Annotated in this window: 13 protein-coding genes and 1 tRNA gene; 9 read left to right on the top strand and 5 right to left on the bottom strand. The window is 63.6% G+C overall.

Going from position 1 to position 18,637, the window contains the following annotated elements; genetic code table 11:
- Positions 1–41 precede the first annotated feature (41 nt).
- Together BRAD3257_RS19800 and BRAD3257_RS19795 are read left to right on the top strand one after the other, a co-directional pair.
- Positions 42–1,436 (top strand): hypothetical protein, encoded by a 1,395-nt coding sequence (locus BRAD3257_RS19800; protein ID WP_122403201.1) that lies wholly within the window; start codon positions 42–44, stop codon positions 1,434–1,436.
- A 383-nt stretch (positions 1,437–1,819) separates the two neighbouring features.
- Complete coding sequence (locus BRAD3257_RS19795) at positions 1,820–2,200, top strand: hypothetical protein (protein WP_122403200.1); 381 nt, start codon at positions 1,820–1,822, stop codon at positions 2,198–2,200.
- On the opposite strand, the gene BRAD3257_RS19790 is transcribed toward BRAD3257_RS19795, so the two are convergent.
- Positions 2,160–3,719 carry a glycoside hydrolase family 17 protein gene (locus BRAD3257_RS19790; protein WP_122403199.1) on the bottom strand — a complete coding sequence of 520 codons (1,560 nt, stop codon included), beginning with the start codon at positions 3,717–3,719 and terminating at the stop codon, positions 2,160–2,162. The two genes, BRAD3257_RS19795 and BRAD3257_RS19790, sit on opposite strands and share 41 nt — an antisense overlap.
- A 345-nt stretch (positions 3,720–4,064) precedes the next feature.
- On the opposite strand from BRAD3257_RS19790, the gene BRAD3257_RS19785 reads away from it, so the two are divergent.
- From BRAD3257_RS19785 to BRAD3257_RS19770, 4 genes are all read left to right on the top strand, one after another.
- Complete coding sequence (locus BRAD3257_RS19785; protein ID WP_122406664.1) at positions 4,065–4,661, top strand: beta-1-3, beta-1-6-glucan biosynthesis protein; 597 nt, start codon at positions 4,065–4,067, stop codon at positions 4,659–4,661.
- Between the two features lie 217 nt (positions 4,662–4,878).
- Positions 4,879–7,548: a glycosyltransferase gene (locus BRAD3257_RS19780; RefSeq protein ID WP_122403198.1), complete on the top strand. Its 2,670-nt coding sequence runs from the start codon at positions 4,879–4,881 to the stop codon at positions 7,546–7,548.
- 293 nt (positions 7,549–7,841) lie between these two features.
- Positions 7,842–7,917 (top strand) — tRNA-Lys (locus BRAD3257_RS19775).
- A 237-nt stretch (positions 7,918–8,154) separates the two neighbouring features.
- Positions 8,155–8,376 (top strand): hypothetical protein, encoded by a 222-nt coding sequence (locus BRAD3257_RS19770; RefSeq protein ID WP_122403197.1) that lies wholly within the window; start codon positions 8,155–8,157, stop codon positions 8,374–8,376.
- Between the two features lie 496 nt (positions 8,377–8,872).
- On the opposite strand, the gene BRAD3257_RS39740 is transcribed toward BRAD3257_RS19770, so the two are convergent.
- Positions 8,873–9,034: a hypothetical protein gene (locus tag BRAD3257_RS39740; protein ID WP_160118827.1), complete on the bottom strand. Its 162-nt coding sequence runs from the start codon at positions 9,032–9,034 to the stop codon at positions 8,873–8,875.
- 1,806 nt (positions 9,035–10,840) lie between these two features.
- On the opposite strand from BRAD3257_RS39740, the gene BRAD3257_RS40345 reads away from it, so the two are divergent.
- Positions 10,841–10,999, top strand: a complete 159-nt coding sequence (locus BRAD3257_RS40345) for a hypothetical protein (RefSeq protein WP_164936882.1) — start codon at positions 10,841–10,843, stop codon at positions 10,997–10,999.
- A gap of 829 nt (positions 11,000–11,828) precedes the next feature.
- On the opposite strand, the gene BRAD3257_RS40070 is transcribed toward BRAD3257_RS40345, so the two are convergent.
- From BRAD3257_RS40070 to BRAD3257_RS19745, 3 genes are all read right to left on the bottom strand, one after another.
- Entirely contained in the window at positions 11,829–12,113 is a 285-nt protein-coding gene (locus BRAD3257_RS40070; protein WP_162500035.1) for a hypothetical protein, read from the bottom strand.
- A gap of 70 nt (positions 12,114–12,183) precedes the next feature.
- Positions 12,184–12,852 carry a hypothetical protein gene (locus BRAD3257_RS19755; RefSeq protein WP_162500271.1) on the bottom strand — a complete coding sequence of 223 codons (669 nt, stop codon included), beginning with the start codon at positions 12,850–12,852 and terminating at the stop codon, positions 12,184–12,186.
- A gap of 1,390 nt (positions 12,853–14,242) precedes the next feature.
- Complete coding sequence (locus BRAD3257_RS19745; RefSeq protein WP_162500597.1) at positions 14,243–17,350, bottom strand: DEAD/DEAH box helicase; 3,108 nt, start codon at positions 17,348–17,350, stop codon at positions 14,243–14,245.
- A gap of 622 nt (positions 17,351–17,972) precedes the next feature.
- On the opposite strand from BRAD3257_RS19745, the gene BRAD3257_RS19740 reads away from it, so the two are divergent.
- Both BRAD3257_RS19740 and BRAD3257_RS19735 read left to right on the top strand, forming a co-directional pair.
- Entirely contained in the window at positions 17,973–18,212 is a 240-nt protein-coding gene (locus tag BRAD3257_RS19740; RefSeq protein WP_122403191.1) for a hypothetical protein, read from the top strand.
- Positions 18,213–18,391: 179 nt separating this feature from the next.
- A complete protein-coding gene (locus BRAD3257_RS19735) occupies positions 18,392–18,637 on the top strand; it encodes a hypothetical protein (protein WP_347338431.1) in 246 nt (81 codons plus the stop codon).

Below are 18,637 nucleotides of genomic sequence, written 5' to 3'. Positions count from 1 at the left end.
TTGATTCGGGGAAGCCGGACAGGGCTGGGCGCTTAATATTCATGGCAAAGGATTCCGACCCACTGGCGGATGCCTTCGGCACCAAGGAGACCGGCGGGCTGTTCTCCGGACTTCTGGCCGAGGAAAACGCGCTCGACCGGCGTATGATGTGGCGGCTGGGCTCGTGGGGCGTGGCGGCCGTGGGCGCCGTCGTCCTTGCCGTGATGGCCAACCAGGCCCAGCTCGGCTGGCGACGCGACCAGGTTGCGTCCGTCGATCTCGCGCACCAGGCCGACCGGCTCCAGATGCTGACGAAGGAGAGCCAGAACGAGGCGCGCCGACTCGCCGCCGCCATCGAGACGTTGAACAGCGACCGCGACCGCCTGTATTCGCGCGTCACCGTCCTCGAGCAAGGGCTCGATTCCGTCACCGGCGCCATTGCCAAGCAAACCGCCACGCCGCTGGGCCTGAAGCCGCAGGACGCAGCGCCAGCACCCAGCGTCGCGCCGGTCGCCTCGACCCCGACGCCGGCGGGCGAGAAGCCGCGCACCGAAGCCGCCAAGGATTCTCAGAAGGACACTGCGACGCAAACGTTGAAAGAGCCGGCGAGCCCACCGCCGCAGACCGCGGCCGCCGCCTCGCTCGTGCAACAGACGCCGGCAATGAACTCCGCGCTGCCGACCATTCCCCTGGTGCCGTCCAAGTCGCTCATGGCGCCGCCGGATCCGGCCGCATCGAAACTGGTTCAACCCGAGGCAGCTGAAAAGCCCGCTGAGAAGAAGGCCGAGCCGGCGTCCGGCGCGGCTGAGGTCGTCGCGGCGGCAACCAAGCCGCCCGACGCAGCCGAGAGCGAATCCGCAGCGATCGCGGTTCAGCAGACGCGCTTTGCGATCGATCTCGGCGGCGCCAACTCGATCGACGGCCTGCGCGCGCTCTGGCGCAGCCTGACCAAGTCCAATCCCGAGATCGCCGCGCTGCGGCCGATCATCATGATCAAGGAAGGCACCACCGGCCTCGGCATGCAGCTCCGCTTGGGGGCCGGCCCCCTGGTCAACGCCGCCGTCGCGGCAAAATTCTGCGCCGGCCTCGCCGAGAGCGACCGCCACTGCGAGACCACCATATTCGACGGCCAGCGCCTGTCGATGCGTGGCGGTCAGGACAAAGCGCAAGAAAAAGCGCAAGAAAAAGGGCAAGAAAAAGCGCAAGAGAAAACTCAAGACAGGGTTCAAGAGAAGAGTTCGGAGAAGAACCAGGACGCGGTCCCGCAAGCCGAAACCGCGCCCCCGCCGAGCGCAAAGCCCGAGAAGCCGCAGCGCCGCCGCAGCTATTCCTCAAAACGCTCGAAGCACGAGGAGCCCGCGCCCGCTCCCGCGGCGCAGCCTGCGCCGGCGCCGGCGAAACCGGAGGCGTCGTCAGCATCCACAGGATCGACGCTGTCGTCGTTCTTCAGGCGCTAGGATGGACTCCGCTTCCACCTGAACGCACGCTGGATGACGGTATCCTGTCGCGCGCGCAGGCGGACTCAGATCTCAGTCCGTCATGGAAACCAGCCGCCGATTGCCAAGTTGTCCCGGTCGTGAACCGAAGCGGCCGACATGCGAAATCGCTCGTGCCCGCCTCCATGACCAAGGGAGACACAGGTGAAGACATTCATCATCGCAACGGCAGCTGTTCTCGCGGCATCCGCCGGACGGCGCCGACCTGGTCGGCGCCGTTGCCCTGTCTGAGCGCATGGCGCGCGCCGCAAGATGATCGGTCAAAGGGATTGTAGCCCGCGCGTCGAACAGAAACTTCGGCCTGCCCTGTTGCCTGCCCGCGCCATCCCGACCATATTGCCGCCATGACCAAAAAGCCCTTCCGCCTCACGCCCTACCAGGTGCAGTTCCTGATCGTCGTCGGCTTCGTCTCCGTCGGCTATGCGCTTTATCTGCGCTATCTCGCGATCGAGCTGTCGCAGGTCGCGCTTGCCTGCGACGCCGGCCTTCAGACGCTGATCTGCAAGGGGCGTTCGGTTGCGACCGTCCTGTTCAAGAATTCGGTGTTCGGGATCGTCGCGCTGGTGGTGGCGACGCTGAACCTGATGCGACCGTCGATCGTTCTGCTCACCGTCGGCGTCGTCGCCGCCGGTCTCGGCATCGTGCTCTACAATGTCGTGCTGTCGGGCCTGGCGATCGGCCTCTTCATTCTTGGATTTGCTCGGCCCGCGCCCGCCACAGCGTGAGAGCGAACAAGAGATAGATCGCGCAGGTCCACAGCGACTGCCAATTGTCACGGCCTTCGTTGACCAGCACATACGCGGCCGACAACGCCAGCACGCCCGCGAACGCGGCTTCCGCGATCGGACGCTGGCCGATCTGCGGCCGGTTCAGCATCAAAAGCGCGAACGGCACCACCGCCATCGTCAGCGAAGCGTAGGGAAAATCCTTGTAGCGCGGGTCGAACACGAAGCCGAGCGCGGTCGCTGCCGCGATCACCGCCGTCGCCGCGAGCGTGAGGCCGAGTACCGCGGTGAGCTTCGACCATTTCCGGCCCTCGCGCGGGCCGAGCAGATCGAGGAAGGTCGGAAGGCTGCGGCCGATCACCATCGCCTGCGCACAGAAGATCGGCGACAGGATGCCGGCAAGCAACAGCGCGCCCCAGAGCAGCCAGCCGCCGATCCCGTAGCTCTCGTAATACATCTTGTCCGCGCCGATCCCGAGCAGGATGCCGGCAGTCGTCGCCGAGATGCCGACGCCGAGCCAGGACGAGAAGCGTGGCGTCCACGGCCTCCGGCGCAGCGTGATCAGTGCGACGGCGAACACCAGCGCGGAAAGGCCCATGCCCGCGCCCATGTACCATTTCCAGTACGGGAAATTGCTGATCGGCTCTCCCGGCGGATATTTCAGGCTCCGGCGCACCGAGTCATACAGGCCCCAATAGCCGCCGACCGTGCCTTCCAGCCTGCGCTTCCACGGCTGGTCGTAGGATTCGATCAGATTGACGCGAAACTTCTGCGCCTTGGCAAGGCCCAGGATTTCCGAGACGACACGCGCCTGGTTGGTTCGCGACGGCAGCGCGCCGTCGCGCATGCGGCCCTCGCTCGGCCAGCCGGTTTCGCCGATCAGGATCTCCTTGCCGGGGAACGCCACCGCCATGCGCTCGCGGATCGCCTCGACATGGGCGGAGGCGAATTTCGCCCTCACGGGGAAATCCTCCCAATAAGGCAGGATGTGGATGGTGACGAAGTCGACGGCGTCGGAGACCTCGCGATTCCTCAGCCAGTATTCCCAGACGTCGGCATAGGTCACGGGCACGCTGACCTGCGTCTTCACCAGGCGGATGATCGAGACGAGATCCGCCGTCGTCATTTCACCGCGCAGCAGCACCTCGTTGCCGACGATGACCGCGGTGATGACGTCGGGGAATTGCTTGGTGAGGCGAATGGCGAGCCCGGCCTGTTCGAAATTCTTGGTGCGGTTGCTGGAGAGCCAGATGCCCTGGAGCACTTTCAACCCGCCGACTTTGGCGGCGATCGCCGGAACCTGATCGAGCCCGTTCTCCATCGAATAGGTGCGAACGCAGTCGGTGATTTGCTTGAGCTGGCGCAGGTCCTGCTCGATCTGGTCGGCTTCGATATGAGTCCATGCGTCCAGCGGCGACTGCTCGCCGCGGAACGGCGCGTAGGAGACGCATTGGACCTTGTCGGCGGGGTCGATCGGGGCGCGCGCGAGTGTGATCGGCGTGGCAAGCCACCACCACACGGCAGCGATCGCACCCAACGAAACGAGCAGAAGCGCCAGTGGCGTACGAAGAGAAATCGGTTCCGTCCTCCGCGAAGGGTCCGTCGATTACCTGCTCGCACGCCATCTGCCAAGGGGGTGGTCCAAATGCCGATCCACTCTGCGGATCCGCCCCTCCCCCAAAAAGGAATCTGGCTGCGGCCGTTCGACCGTGCTCTAGGATTGTGACTTTGCTGGACAAAATTCGAAATACAGGTCATGGACTCGCAAAGACTTTTCCGCCGCATTGGAGACCCATTTGGACGCCATCACCGGCGCGTCCGCGGGATCCTGATGCGGACGGCCAGCGGATACATTGGGGAATTCATGCGGCAACGGGTGTTCGAGTCACGAAATGCGGTCCTGCGGCAGTTCGCCGCCACCTTGGCCGTCTCCTCCCTTCTCCTTCTCGCCGGTCTTGGCGGCGTCTCCGCCCAGAGCGGCACACCGACCCCTGACCAGGGCAAGGCGGCTGCCCAGCCCGCCGACGCCGCCGCCAAGGATGCCGCCCAGAACCAGCGCCGCACCGACGAATTCGCCGAAGCGGCCCAGGTCATCAACGGCCCGGCCGGCAACCCCGAATGCGTCTGGCTCGGCCGGCGCGTGGTGCGGCTGATGTGGCGGGATGATCTCGACACCGCGTTTCGCCATCTCGACCTCTACGACCGTTTCGGCTGCCCGGGCGGCCACATCCAGGCCGCGTTCCGCTGCCTGACCCGATTCGGCGGGCAGATCGACCCCAAGGTCGCCGAAACGCTGGACAGCCGCGTGCACGCGTGCTGGATCAATCCGGCCGCCCAGCCGCAGCAGGCGGCGGCCACGGCCTCTCAGCCGGCGGCACCGGCAGCCGGCAATTCGCCGGCACCGCAGCCGGCCGCGAGCCCCTCGCCTGCAGCAAGTCCGACGCCGGCGCCGCAGAAATAGGCGAGGGTCGTTTCACCTGCCGTTCAGGAACGATCAGCCATAGACGCGGTTGGCACTGCCGCGCGTCGTTCGAAAAGACCATGCCCTCATAAGGACATGAGGCCATGACAGTTGTGAAACCGCGCGGCAGAGGTATGCTCCCTTTGCCGGGGACACGGTCGGATCTCGGGGTCGGATCCGCTTCCCTGCCACCTCAGCCCCTTTTGGTCTAGCCGCGATGCGCGTTGTCGCCGCCGTTCTGTTGCTTGTGTCCGCGCTTCACGCTGGTCTGTGGGGAGTCCTGCGCGACCAGAAACCCGCGCCCGACTTCAAGGGCCTCCTGCCCAGTGTGTCCTACGCACCGTTCGAAGGCTCGGCCCACCCCGACATCGACAACATTCCGACCGTCGAGAAAATCCGCGCCGACCTGAAGACGCTGTCGACCATGACGCGCGCGATCCGCCTGTATTCGTCCACGGGCGGCGTGGAACTGGTGCCGCCGATCGCCGCCGAGTTCGGCCTCAAGGTCACCGTCGGCGCCTGGATCGACAAGGACAAGGATCGCAACGAGCGCGAGATCAAGGCCGCCATCGAGCTCGCCCGCAAGAACAGCAACGTCGTCGGCGTCGTGGTCGGCAACGAGGTGATCTACCGCGGCGAGCAGAAGGTCGAAGACCTCATCGACATGATCAAGAAGGTGAAGGGCTCGGTCCGCGTGCCCGTCACCACCGGCGAGATCTGGAATATCTGGCGCGACAATCCGGACCTTGCCTCCAACGTCGATTTCATCGCCGCGCACGTTCTGCCCTACTGGGAAAACTTCCGTTCGGACCAGGCGGTCGACCAGGCCGTCGACCGCTACAACCTCCTGCGCAACCTTTTCCCGGGCAAGCGCATCGTGATCGCCGAGTTCGGCTGGCCGAGCCAGGGCTACAATTTGCGTAACGCCGATCCGGGCCCGTTCCAGCAGGCGCTGATCCTGCGCAACTTCGTCACCCGCGCCGAAGCCATCGGCATGGAATACAACATCGTCGAAGCCATCGATCAGCCCTGGAAGTTCTTCGAAGGCGGCGTCGGCCCCTACTGGGGCATCCTCAATGCCAGCCGCGAGCCGAAATTCGCCTGGACCGGCCCGGTGGAAAACCCCGACTATTGGAAGCTGATGGGCATCGCGCTGTTGGTCGGCGTCCTGCTGTCACTGCCGATCCTGCGGATCGAAAAAGCGACCGCGAAGCAGGCCTTCCTGCTCTCGGCGACCGCCAACGGCGTCGGTGCCTGGGCGGCGACCGTGTTCGCGTTCTGGAACAGCCATTACTTCATCTTCGGCTCGGCCTTCGCGCTGACGCTCGGCATGATCCTCCTTGTTCCCCTTGTTCTCATTGCGATGGCGCGCATCGACGAGATCGCGGCCGTCGCCTTCGGCCGGCCGCCGCAGCGGCTGCTCTCCAAGGGCAAGCCGGTCGAGAACGTGCCGGAGAATTACTATCCCAAAGTCTCGATCCACATCCCCGCTTATTTCGAGCCGGTCGACATGCTCAAGCAGACGCTGGATGCGCTGTCGCGGCTGAACTATCCGAACTACGAATGCGTGGTCATCATCAACAACACGCCGGATCCCGCCTTCTGGCAGCCGATCCAGGACCATTGCCGTGCGCTCGGTGAACGCTTCAAGTTCATCAACGCCGAGAAGGTGCAGGGTTTCAAGGCCGGCGCGCTGCGCATTGCGATGGATCGGACCGCGGCGGATGCCGAGATCATCGGCATCCTCGATGCCGACTATGTCGTCGAGCCCGACTGGCTGAACGACCTCGTGCCGGCATTCGCCGACCCGCGCGTCGGCCTCGTGCAGGCGCCGCAGGAGCATCGCGACGGCGATCTGTCGATCATGCACTACATCATGAACGGCGAATATGCCGGCTTCTTCGACATCGGCATGGTCCAGCGCAACGAGGCCAACGCCATCATCGTGCACGGCACCATGTGCCTGATCCGCCGCGCCGCGATGGACATGGCCGGCGGCTGGTCGTCGGACACGATCTGCGAGGATTCCGATCTCGGCCTTGCGATCCAGGAGCTCGGCTGGACCACCCACTACACCAACACCCGCTACGGGGCGGGCCTGTTGCCCGACACCTACGAGGCCTTCAAGAAGCAGCGGCACCGCTGGGCCTATGGCGGCCTCCAGATCGTCAAGAAGCACTGGCGCCGTTTCCTGCCCGGTTCGAGTCGGCTGACGCCCGACCAGAAGCGAGAATATGGCTTGGGCTGGCTCAACTGGCTGGGCGCCGAAAGCCTCGGCGTCGTCGTGGCGCTGCTCAACCTCGTCTGGGTGCCGATCGTCGCCTTTGCCGACATCGCCATCCCCGACAAGATCCTGACGCTGCCGATCATCGGCGCCTTCATCGTCTCGCTGGCCCACTTCCTGTCGATGTACCGCGCCCGCGTCGCGATCAAGCCCGGCCAGATGCTGGGCGCCATGATCGCGGCGATGAGCGTGCAGTGGACGGTGTCGCGCGCGGTGGCGCAGGGCCTGATCACCGAGCACATCGCCTTCGCCCGTACCTCCAAAGGCGGCCTGTCCAGGATGTCGATCGAGTTCCAGGCGTTCTGGGAGGCCGTGATCGGCACCCTGCTGGTGGTCGGTGCCGGCGTGCTGATCGCCTCCAACAGCTTCCGCCAGATCACCGAGATCTACATCTTCGCCGGCGTGCTGGTGCTGCAAAGCCTGCCGTTCCTCGCCGCGGTCGCGATCGCCATCCTCGAGCTCAGCCGGATCAACTCGTTCCAGTTCTGGCGCGACAGCGCCATCCGCACTGCCGAGCTGATCGGCCTACGCCCGGTCGCCCTGCCGACCCCCGTCGGCACGCCACAACCCGTGCCGAGCGAGGTGCGGCGGGAGCCGACGTGACGGGCGGCTTGTCCATCCTCGCTGTTCGGCGTGGATGACGGCCCGCCAATCAGGTTGAGAATCCCGGCTTAAGCCAACGATTCCGCGAGCAAATCTTCGTCCCTGCCAAGACTTTCGGCAACCACGCCCGGTATTGACCTCAGCGTCCCATCCCCCTACACAGCCCGGACCGAAAGCATGATCCGGAAACGGCCGGTTTTCCCCGCGACGCAAACTTGAAGCGCAGCGGCAAGACATGCTTCTCGAATGTCCGAACACGATGGCGATCTCGTCAAAGCCATCAGCGGCCATGGGAGCGCGTAGCTCAGCCGGTAGAGCACGTGACTTTTAATCACGGGGTCCTGGGTTCGAGCCCCAGCGCGCTCACCAAGCCGGATCAATGAGTTAGTTTAGATCGCAAGCCCACTGAAAAAGCTCTATGTGGGCACCGTGTTGGCAAATCGATTACGCGCGTGCGCAGCGCTCCGAGATATATGCCACTCAGCTCGGCAGTCCTGCCCGTAGCTTCCTTGCACTCGGCATTACGCCTCACCATAGGAACGTCTCCCTTCGGGATGCTTTCCGGAAATGGGACGAGCCGGAGCTGGCGAAGTTGGAGGTGCGGCCATGAAGCGGCACGCCATGAGCAAGCATTTCGGTAATGGCGCCGGCCACGTACTGCGCCAGCACAACAGTGCCGTGCTGCTGTTCAGCTGGCGCGGCAAGCCCGACGGATCGGCCAGCTATGTCGAGCACATCAACCGCTACGTCCGCAATGGCGTGGAATATCCCAGCCTTGCCGCCCTGCTCCGCGCCGTCGAGGCCGAACACGCTTACAAAGAAAACTGATATGCAGCTGTCCCGCAGAACGTCCCTACGCTCTTCTTCATTGGCTCAGATCAAACCCACGATGATCAGAACGCCGATCTCAATCAGTAGGAGCGCACCCGTTGCTGCGGAGATGAGACACAAATCACCTAGTGACAGGTGCATGATTTGCCTCACACTTTGCCCTAGAAGCGGCCTTACATCCTTGGCTGCAAGCAGGGCGGGATAATGGGGCCGCTTCTAGGAGGTCCTTGACGCGTTCGTCCGGCGCCAAGTGATTCTCATTCTAATCCAAATTTAAATCACGTCCAGTATTTAATTTATTTAATTTGGCTTATTGTCTTAATGCTTAATCGAGCCGCATCCGGACGATGCAGGCTGCTGATCCTGCGTGGAGCATCGTGATCGGCCATACCGTCGGCAGAAGCACTGGAACGACGGACCGGATTGCGAGCGATGGGCGCGGAGCCGCCCTGCGCACGACAACACCGCCGGATATGGCGACCACACGGCGGCGCTATTCCGTTTCGTCGCTCTGTGAATGCGCTGCCAGTGCTTTCCGCGCCTGCTGTTCGATGACCCTCACCGCCGCGTCGACGACCTGCTCGTGGGCCTCGTCGAGAGATTTGTCCCTCATCCAAGCATACACGTAGACCGCCAAAGCATCCTGCAGTGTCATCGCAGGCTCCTCTCTCGAACAGCGTCGTATGACCGTTCGGAATGATCCTGCTTTACGCACACCAAGGCAATCAGATGGAGCCTTTAAGTCGAGGTTAAGATTGATAGCAGCAATGCAATTCAAATGTTCGTCTCCGGTGGCGCTGCAAAGCGTTGCGCGAAGGCAGAACGATGTTCTCAGCAGTGGTACGGGTTGAGCTCTTGCTCGTGCAGCCTCAACGGCAAAAGGTTACACGTCAGGCCGTCGCAACCATCGTGCTTCTTGGAAATTTGTCATCGGTGGCTGTCTTGTCGTACCGACGCCTGCATCCCAACTCACCATTGCAGGTCACATGTGCGGAGAAAGGGAAACCATGCGTGTATTGTCGGTGGCACTCCTCGCGGCGGCTTCGCTCACCCAGGCCAATGCAGAGGTGAAGATGAAGGACCCCAGTCCTTCGTGCAGCTATACGATAGCGAGCGGGGAAACGTACCAGGTGCCCGCGGGCCAGACTCTTTGCTGGCGCGTCCCCCCGCCTTCCTACAGGACGTACACGCTCCTGCGTTGCGATCCGCCATTTCAGGAACTCAATCGGGTGCAACTGGGCGATGGTCGCTGCAACAAGTACGAAGAACGGCAATAGACGGCGGCCGGATGCGCATCCTCGGTGGCGGCTCGCGTCGAGCGAGGCGAAGGAGACCGTTCGCGCGGGCCTAGCTTAGCGCGGATATCTTCTGAGTGCTTCGCTTGTCTCGCCTTCAGCTCTCCGGAGCCGCGCTCGCAGCCGGCACACTTCCCAGTTGAGTCTTTCGGCCACGCTCGAACGCCGACGAAATTGCCTACTCTTGACCGGACGTCATTGTCCGACGTTCGGCGGCCGCGCCAAGCGCTTCTTTGGCCGATCGGGATTTGCCGATGACGATTTGGACTTCGCACTCCTGCGAATTGCTGCGGCCGGTTTGCCGTCGAGCCTTTGCCGCTCTTGCATTTGCTCGGCCGCGATCACGCGGGAGCGCAAATCTTCAAGCTCGGAACGACCGAAAGCCAGCTCGTCCCCACGCTGCTTTAGGACAGCGGTGCGATCACAAGTGCCCATTGACGCCCCCCAAGGCCCGACCGACCGGGAAAACCATGCAAGCGAGAAAACGCGCTGGCGAGGGTACAGTTCCTGCTTGGAAGTGCTGTCCAGGGGTCGCAGCGGCCTGCGCTGCAAAACGGCTCACCGACCCCAATGTCGCGAACGCTTAGAGGGCCAGCTTTACGGGATACGATCGATGGGTCGGGCTATCGCCAATGACGGCCCCGACCGTGGGGGCATTTGGGGTGTGGAGGCCGGGGCCGCTGGAGGTGCTTGGGCCTTTGGGAAAGGCCAAAGCCTCGAAAGACTAGGAAAAATCGGCAATCGCTTCTGTTCGCTTTCGGACATTGGTTGTACAGTTCCGCTTGCGGGGGACGGAGCCAGTTACCGATGAAGGATTATCTGGCCCAGCTTGAGAACTTCGGAACGATGCCGCTGAATGCGCCCTGATCCGCGATTTGGCAACAGATCCCGCCAAGCGCGAAGTGTTCGACCGGCTTGCGTGCCACCTCACGGTCCTGGCTGACCATGTTGAAATGGCGATGCTTGAGCGGAAGACCGGGACTGCCCCGTCGGCCTAAAAGCGTGCCGCCGCTAATCCAGCGGGCCAGGTGAGCGCGGACGCCAGCTGATTTCGTGTCTCCAGCTTTCGGAGCCGCAGATGCGGCTCAAATATAAGCACAGGAACGTTTCGACCCGCGGTGAGTCCTACAGGCGCAATCCATCCCGTATTCCTCGTGGATCGAATGATGGAAAAAGCACTCGCCTATGCCATCTCGGCGGCCCTCGTCGGCTTCGGTCTCCTGATCTTTTTCGCCGGCTTATCCTCCAGCTCGCCAGCCTTATGGACAATCGTCGCGCTGGTCCCGATCACGATCGGGATCGTGAGCGCCTTTGGTCCTGTGTGAACGGATGTGGAAATCAGGCCTTTAGGTCAGCGCGTCTGTATTTTCCGAATCGGCAACTCGTGTTCGCTCTCTCGTAGTTTCAAACTGCGGGTGATGCGCGTGAGCCATTTCGTCTCGATGCTTCTGCTTGCGACAGCCCTGGTCTTGACCTTGTGCTTCGGAGTGGCAGCCTGGCGCCTCTCAGCGGACAAAGAGGCCGACATCACCGCCGCGATTTCACATCAGGACTACGGCTGGAGGTTAAGGCCCAACAATTGACGCTCTTGATTAGGGTGACATTGCAGCGCGGCCGCGATCCGATCGGTTTTCCTGCCAATCCTCAACCCCCTTCGTCGCAAAAGAGCGGCAGATTCCGATAGAGCACCGTAGTCCCCCCGAGATGAACTGCCCGCAGCATCCGCGTAGTGTGCCCTACCCCCTGGGCACTTTGGCGATGATCGGTACAGCGCAAGACGGGCCGCCCGTTCTGATCTGCTGCAAGTGCAGACGGCCGATGACGTTCCTGGCCACGCTTCCCGCCATCCTCGATCTGCCCGCGGTACACGCCTTCCAGTGCCGCCCCTGTCTGCGCGTCGACAGCATTCCGCTGGGGTAGGCGTCGTGGAGCAGCGTGGTCCTCCCGGACAGTCCCCGTGGAGCGCGCCTTGCGGACGCATTTGTACTTGCAAGCTTGCAACGCCACCGCGCGGACACTGCGCGTTCAGTAGGTGGGTCAGTATTCTTCTAAGCCCGCCAGAACGTCGATCAGCAATCCGAGATGAAACGGATCGATAGTTATCGCGAGGCGCTATGAAGCGGTTCGTCGCTGACGAAGATGTCGCTTTCGCATTCACGCATGCGATTCAGACGGCAGCAATTTTGTGTTCTGGATCGGAGACAACGAGTCGATCTTGGGGAGATGCGGTTCAAGAGCACACTCTGCCGCGCCCTGCTCGCGCCTCAAAATGCTTGCCGGAGCGAGACAGCCGCCGCTTGGGCAGGATAGTCTCCACATCGTCATGGCCGGGCTTGTCCCGGTCATCCGCGCCTTGCCATGCAGCACAAGAACGTGGATGGCCAGGCCTTCGCCTCGCCGAAACGGCTTCGGCCGCGCAGGCGCGACGAGCCCGGGCATCACGACTTCCGATGAAGGTTCAAATGCGATTAGCCTGCCTCACTGGTGGAGAGGCAGCCGAGCCCGCGCCTCAGCTCTCCGGAGCTGACGTCGCAGCCGGCACACTCAGCGGGGCTCCGCCGACCGAAATGGGCCCTACGGGCTTGGACTCCCGAGCCAAGCGCTTCCGCATTGCCGCGGACAATCCATAGCGGGCATTCGCTCGTCGAATGGAGGACGTGACGTCCGACATCATTGCGTTTTGCAGCGAGTCGACCTTCGCGATCAGCGTGGACAGCTGCGAAGATATCTTCTTCACATCGACCCGCTCGTCCGTGATGCTCTGTCGCAGGGACAGCAGCACCATCGAATCCTGCTGCATCAGAGCTGCATTTTGCTGCAAGGCCTGATTGTTCTCCTGCAGCGATGCCGTGTGTTGCTGCTGGGCCGACTGGATCTCCTTCAAGGCGGCGACAACCGGATCCGGCTTCGGCGCGGGCGCTTCGCGGCGTGGAAGCAGCTCAGCCAGGCTGCTGACATTCAGCGGCGGCAAATCGGGCGGCAACGTATAGATGGCCGCGGCGCCGTTGATGGCCAGGGCACATACCGAGAGTGCCAAGACCGATTTCCGCCTGTAGCGCTTGATCGGTGCTGGAGCCTCCAGGGCCGGGGGCTCGTGCGCTGCTGCGGCGGCAGCAAGTGCTACCGCGTCGAGTTCTTCGGCGAAGCTTTGCGTTTCGAAGGTCGTGGTCACGTGCATTGACCCCAGTGAGCGAGCAACAGGAAGCCGCCCCTGGAACGTCCTCGCGACGAGTCCTTGTACGCAGCACCCAACTCCAACTGCCTAAAATTGTGAGCATTTCGGATTAATTTCACGTTAGCGACGCTGCTGGCCGACGGCTCAGCGACCCCGGCCGATTACGGGGTCGATGCGATGCAGGGACGAAGACAGCCGGGAAGCTACCCTGATGGGTGCAGTCGCCCCGGCCTGCGCACGCCTCGAAACGGATTTTCCGAAGCTGGCAGAATACCCGGTTTTGCCCGACGGTGTGCAATTGCTGTGTGCTGGAACTCCGGGGCCAGAGAATGCGGCATGCGCCGTTGGGCCCATCCTGATCACAGACCGACAGCTGTGTCGGCCCGGTGCAGCGATCGCGACCACCTTTTGCGCGATGCAGAAGACATTATGGCAGAAGCACTTAGCTACTGTGCATGGGGTTGTTCTCGCATTTTTGATGCGTCCTACCCCTCATCCAGCAGCTCGAACAACTCCTCCACACGCTCCAACCACGCCTCCCGCATCGGGCTGTGGTTGAGCGCGACGATCCATTGCCGATCCTTTGCCCTTCGCTCGCAGACTATAGACCTGGCTTTATCGGGCTCGAACCGCGTCTGGGCGACACATTCGTTCGTCGCTCGACCTGCGCTTTGGCATCCAGCACCTTGTCTCCAGCTCGTGCGGCTCGCCGGTGACTGATCTGATCCGAAAGACTCGAGCCTCTCCCCGACAGACCGTGTGAACCAGCACCGGTGTTTCCTTGAGCCTGTGTCGCCGGCCGGAATCTGTCTTGGGAGGACGTTGAGCCAGTGGCCAGTTGATCCTCATTGCTCGTGCCGCTCCCAATGGCGCCGATGGGCAGGCCATTTTGGGCGTGACCAGCCCCGGCATTTCTCGCGGCCTGGGCTGCCGCCCGCGACCTCGCGGGCGTGGCGGGCTGAACGTTCGGATTGGCCGGTTCGCTGTTGGTGCCCGGATTTCCGCCGGTGCCGGTATCTTTCGTCCCCATCCCCGGGGGCGCTGAGGGAGCCGCATTGCCTGCACTCGTCCCCATTCCAGAAGGTGCCGACCCGCCAGCGGTATTCGGCCCCGTTCCCATGCCCGCCCCTGCGGACCCGGCATTTGCGCCGCCTGCTTGCGCCAGGACCAACAAACATGAGCTTGCGATAATCGCGACAATGACCGGAGGAATGGCATGGGACATCGGACAATCTCCTGCGCCAAGCCCCCATTAACTATAACGGTGGAACAGGGTTCCCGCCACGAATTGGCAATTGAAAAGGCCCGGCCGGTGAGCGACCTCGGATGCGCGATCCGCGCTGGCGATGACGTCAGGCTGCTGTCGAAGGAGGACGCCAAGGCGCGGGCGCCCTCACCCCTCATCCAGCAGCTCGAACAACTCCTCCACCCGCTCGAATGGCGCATCGCGCATCGGGCTGTGATGAACGACGCGATCGCCGTCGCGTTGCAGTGACTTGCCCCGCGACTTCCGCAAGCGCCCCGGCAGGAACGTTGCAGCCGCGGCCTCAGGCCCGACATCGAGCCGGATGATGCCGCGTCGCTTGCACTCGATCCTGAGCTTCGCCGCAGCGAAGAAGTCGCGCGCGATCTTCGGCAAAGGTCCGAAGCGGCGGGAGGTTTCCTCCTCGAGATCGTCGAGATCATCCTCGCTGCTGCATCGTGCGGCGCGCGCATAGAGCTCGAGCCGCACGGGCTCGGACTGCACGTAGCTCTCGGGGAGCATGTCCCCGACCGGCAGGTTCAGGTCGGGCACCCACACCGCGGCGCGCTCCTCATCGGCCTTCTCCGAAGCCATTTTCAGGAGGTGGCTGTAGAGCACGGGCCCGAACACCTGGACATGGCCCGATTGCTGCTCCGAGAACAGGTCGCCTGCGCCCCTGAGATCGAGGTCGCGCTCGCTGATGGCAAAGCCGGCGCCCGGCCGGCTGAACTCCTCGAGCACGGCGAGCCGCTTCTCGGACTGTCCGGACTCCGTCTCGGTCAAGAGATGGGCGAAGGCGCGGATGCCGCCGCGGCCGACGCGTCCGCGCAGCTGGTGCAGCTGGGCAAGGCCGAACTTTTCCGGCCAGCACACCACGATGGTGTTGGCGCGGGGAATGTCGAGGCCGCTCTCGACGATGTTGGTCGCGAGCAGGACGTCGGCATCGCCTTCGACGAAGCTCATCATGCGATCGTCGATCTCGTCGGCGGGCAGTTTGCCGTGCAGACAGACGATGCGCAGGTCAGGCGCCACCGCTCGCACCCGCGCCAGCATGGGATCGAGATCCTGGATGCGCGGACAGATCAAAAAGCTCTGGCCGTGGCGGCGTTGCTCGCGCAGCAGCGCGGAGGCAATGGCCGCATCCGACAGCGGCGCGATCCGGGTTGCGACCGGAAGCCGGTGCACTGGCGGCGAAGCGATCACGCTGAGATCGCGGAAGCCGGCAAGGCCGGCGGCCAGCGTCCGCGGGATCGGCGTCGCGCTCATCATCAGCACATGGACGTTCTTGGCGAGGCCGGCGAGCTTTGCTTTCTCCGCCGCGCCAAAATGCTGCTCCTCGTCGATGATGACGAGACCGAGATCGTCGAACTTCACGTCCTTCCCCGTAAGCGCCTGGGTGCCGATCACGACCTTGATCCGGCCGCGGCGCAGTCCCTCCTTGGTCTCCCGCAGCTCCGCGCCCGAGGTCGCACGCGACAGGTTGCCCACCTCGATGCTGAACGGCGCGAAGCGCTTCTGGAACGTCGCGACATGCTGCCGTGCCAACACCGTCGTCGGCACCGCGATCGCCACCTGCTTGCCCGACAGCACCACCGCGGCCGCGGCCCGCAGCGCGACCTCGGTCTTGCCAAAACCGACGTCGCCGCAGATCACCCGGTCCATCGGATGACCGGATGCAAGATCGTCCAGCACGTCGTTGATCGCCTTGGCCTGGTCGATCGTCGTGAAGTAAGGGAAGCGCGCGACGAACTTCTCGTAGGTCGATCCCGGCGGCACCAGCTTTTCGCCGCGCCGCCGGCGGCGTTGGCTGATGTGCTTGGCGAGCACCTTGCCGGCGATCTGGATCTCGCGCTCGGCTTCGGTACGACGCGCCCACCATGTGCTGCCGTCCGCCTTGTCGAGCGCCAGCTTGCCGAGCTCGGTCGCGTAAGGCCACATCAAGGCGAGATCGGGCGGCGGCACCAGAACCGCGTTTTCGCCCGCGAACTTCAGGCGGATCATCTCGCGCATGGCGCCGCCGCCGGTGTTGACGGTCTGCAAGCCGTCGAGCACGGCAAGGCCGCGCTGGAGATGGACGACCACCGTACCCTGCTCGGGCACGTCGGCATGGTCGAAGGCCGCGCTCCAGGCGCGCGCCATCGGTTGCGGATGATGGGCGCGGCTGCCGAGCACGTCGGACGCCGTCACCACGACCACAGGCTTCTTTCCTGGCAAGACGAAGCCTGCATCGAGATCGGCCAGCAGCGCCGTCTCGCCGTTCCGCCCGCGCGTCGCCTCGTCCCAGTCCTCGCAGCGCGGCGTCTTGATGCCGCTCATCCGCTCCATCACGCGCAGATCGTCCTCGTGCGCGGCGATGAGGATCAGTCGCGCTCCGGCCCGGCGTGTCTCCTCGACGAAGGCCCGCAGCGCCTTCCTGGAGGACGTCAGCTTCGAAAATTCCGGAACGGGCTGGAACGACGCCGTCCGCGGCAGCATCTTCATGCCCTTGGAGAGCCGTTTCCAATCGCTCCGCCCGAGATATTCGCGCTGGCGCTCGCTGCGCGGCGCGGCCTCCTCGATCGTGTCGAGCCATCCGTCGGCGTGCGAGGGGACGCTTGCATCGGCGATCCATTTGGCACCCGCGCAATAATCGAACAGGCTCGCGCGCTTGCCGCCTTTGCCGGCAAGGCCGAGCCGCTCCGACATGGGATCGACGAGCAGCTCCCTGGTCTCGAAGATGATCCTGTGCTCATGCGGGTCGAACGCCACGATCCGTCTGATCGCATGCTGCGAATGCTCGATCCGGAACGGCCCCAGTGCGCCCGCGGGAAATATCTCGAAGGTCTGACCGTGGAACAGCGCTCCGCCTGGATAATCCGGTTCGTCGTCGAGATCGTATCCCAGAGCCGCGAGGCGAGTCTCGAGGTCCCGCTCGGAGAACGTGCCGCCCACCTTCAAGCTCAGGCTCAGGCGCGACAGGCTCGCCGGCGGCGGCAGGCGCTCCATCACCGCTTCCGCGGTCGACACCAGAAACAGGGGTTTCTTGGATCTTGCGAGGCGCCTCAGCACGGAAGCTCTGCGCCCCGCGAGCTCGTGCGACGGCTCCAGCTGATCGAACGGCAGCGTGTTCAATCGCGGAAACACCAGCACCTCGCAGGACGGGTCGAGCGCGTGAATCACGCTGCCCAGCCGCTCCGCCCTGTTCTCGCTCTCGGCGAGAAAGACGATGCCACTGCGTCCAGACTGCTTCCATTGTGCAAGCAGATGAAGGGCCATCATGCCGAGGGGCGACGAAGATGAGATCGTGGCGCGCTGCGATCCTTTGCCCTTCTTTGGCGCCTTCTTGGCCACCCCTGCCTTTTTGGAAAGCCTCACTTGAACCCGCTTCTGGTCTTGAACCGTCGCAAACTGAATGCGAGCCGCCTTCATCTCGAATCGGCAGCTCGCCGCCATGCATATGGGATTTGCCCCGCGAACGCATCCCTCGCAGGCAACGTCCGGGGACGCCATCGCGATCCCGGCAGTAGCCGGCACGAAAAAGCCCCAGCGCTTGGAGCCACGCTGGGGCGTTCGTTTAAAATGAAGCGGTTAAGCAATGACGTCTCCATAGCAGAGGTTTCGCCGCGCGCTTGTGAACTGGTTCACACGCGTACGCCAAACGACCTCAGTGCGAAGGCCTGAGGTCGCCAACCTTTATGGGGAAGGTTTTCTCGCGGCCCGGGGGCTTTTGGGGTTGGGGATGGGCCGGGAGCCAAGAATCTACGCGCGACGCGCAGAGTCGTTCCAAGCGGTCCGGCAGAAAGTCCACCGGCGCGACCTATCGGGAACGGGGTACCTCACGCTTTCCGGTTTGGGCTTGCGCAAGCGGCACGCTAGGATACCTCGTTTGACGGAGGCTCATTTGAAACCATTCATTTTCATCGGCGCCATCGCGCTGCTTGCGACGGCTCCCGCCCATGCACAAACGCTGGTCGATCCCAACAAGGTTGCTCCCGAATATCGCGAGGCAGCCGAGAAGCGCCGGGCCGAGCAGTTGCGCCAGCGTGAATGCGCGCTGAAGGCGGACCTCGAGAAGATACTGCCCAGGGATCGCACCGCCTTCCTCAACCATTGCCTGGACGCGATGGTGGCCAGGCAATAGCGGCTGGCTGACTGTTCCAACCGGTCTTCTGCCGTTGGCCGCGCGCGTTCTGCCGGCGTCCGGCCGCAAATGCATTCAAGCTTTCTTCAGATATTTCGGATCAGTTGACGATCCATTTTCAAAGTCATTGTTGTCCGCGCATGAGTTCGGTCCAGATTCAGTGCACGCGGTGCAAGAACGTGTTTCGCGATCGCGCCGGGCGGTTGCAGGACGGCTATTCCAGGCAATGTCCGAGTTGCGAAGTGGTGCTGTTCTTCACCGAGGACTCCCAACATCCCTTCATCCAGCGGGCGATGCGCGATGCGCGCAAGGTCCGCAAGGAGATGCGGGAGGCCGAGGCTGTCAGGCTCGCGGCTCTGGAGCCGCTCGCGACGCGGTCGAGGTCATTCGCTGGGCGGACGCGATCGGCGGAACGCGAGGATTAG

It is taken from the genome of Bradyrhizobium vignae, from assembly GCF_900324035.1.
GTDB lineage: Bacteria > Pseudomonadota > Alphaproteobacteria > Rhizobiales > Xanthobacteraceae > Bradyrhizobium > Bradyrhizobium vignae.
Note: the sequence above shows the minus strand (reverse complement) of the source record. Positions and strands in the feature narration are given on the sequence as shown.

Bases quoted from the DNA above. Each gene is read 5' to 3' on its own strand.
- BRAD3257_RS19800 (WP_122403201.1), top strand. From the start codon at position 42: ATGGCAAAGGATTCCGACCCACTGGCGGATGCCTTCGGCACCAAGGAG.
- BRAD3257_RS19795 (WP_122403200.1), top strand. From the start codon at position 1,820: ATGACCAAAAAGCCCTTCCGCCTCACGCCCTACCAGGTGCAGTTCCTG.
- BRAD3257_RS19785 (WP_122406664.1), top strand. From the start codon at position 4,065: ATGCGGCAACGGGTGTTCGAGTCACGAAATGCGGTCCTGCGGCAGTTC.
- BRAD3257_RS19780 (WP_122403198.1), top strand. From the start codon at position 4,879: ATGCGCGTTGTCGCCGCCGTTCTGTTGCTTGTGTCCGCGCTTCACGCT.
- BRAD3257_RS19770 (WP_122403197.1), top strand. From the start codon at position 8,155: ATGAAGCGGCACGCCATGAGCAAGCATTTCGGTAATGGCGCCGGCCAC.
- BRAD3257_RS39740 (WP_160118827.1), bottom strand. From the start codon at position 9,034: ATGACACTGCAGGATGCTTTGGCGGTCTACGTGTATGCTTGGATGAGG.
- BRAD3257_RS40345 (WP_164936882.1), top strand. From the start codon at position 10,841: ATGGAAAAAGCACTCGCCTATGCCATCTCGGCGGCCCTCGTCGGCTTC.
- BRAD3257_RS40070 (WP_162500035.1), bottom strand. From the start codon at position 12,113: ATGCCCGGGCTCGTCGCGCCTGCGCGGCCGAAGCCGTTTCGGCGAGGC.
- BRAD3257_RS19755 (WP_162500271.1), bottom strand. From the start codon at position 12,852: ATGCACGTGACCACGACCTTCGAAACGCAAAGCTTCGCCGAAGAACTC.
- BRAD3257_RS19745 (WP_162500597.1), bottom strand. From the start codon at position 17,350: ATGATGGCCCTTCATCTGCTTGCACAATGGAAGCAGTCTGGACGCAGT.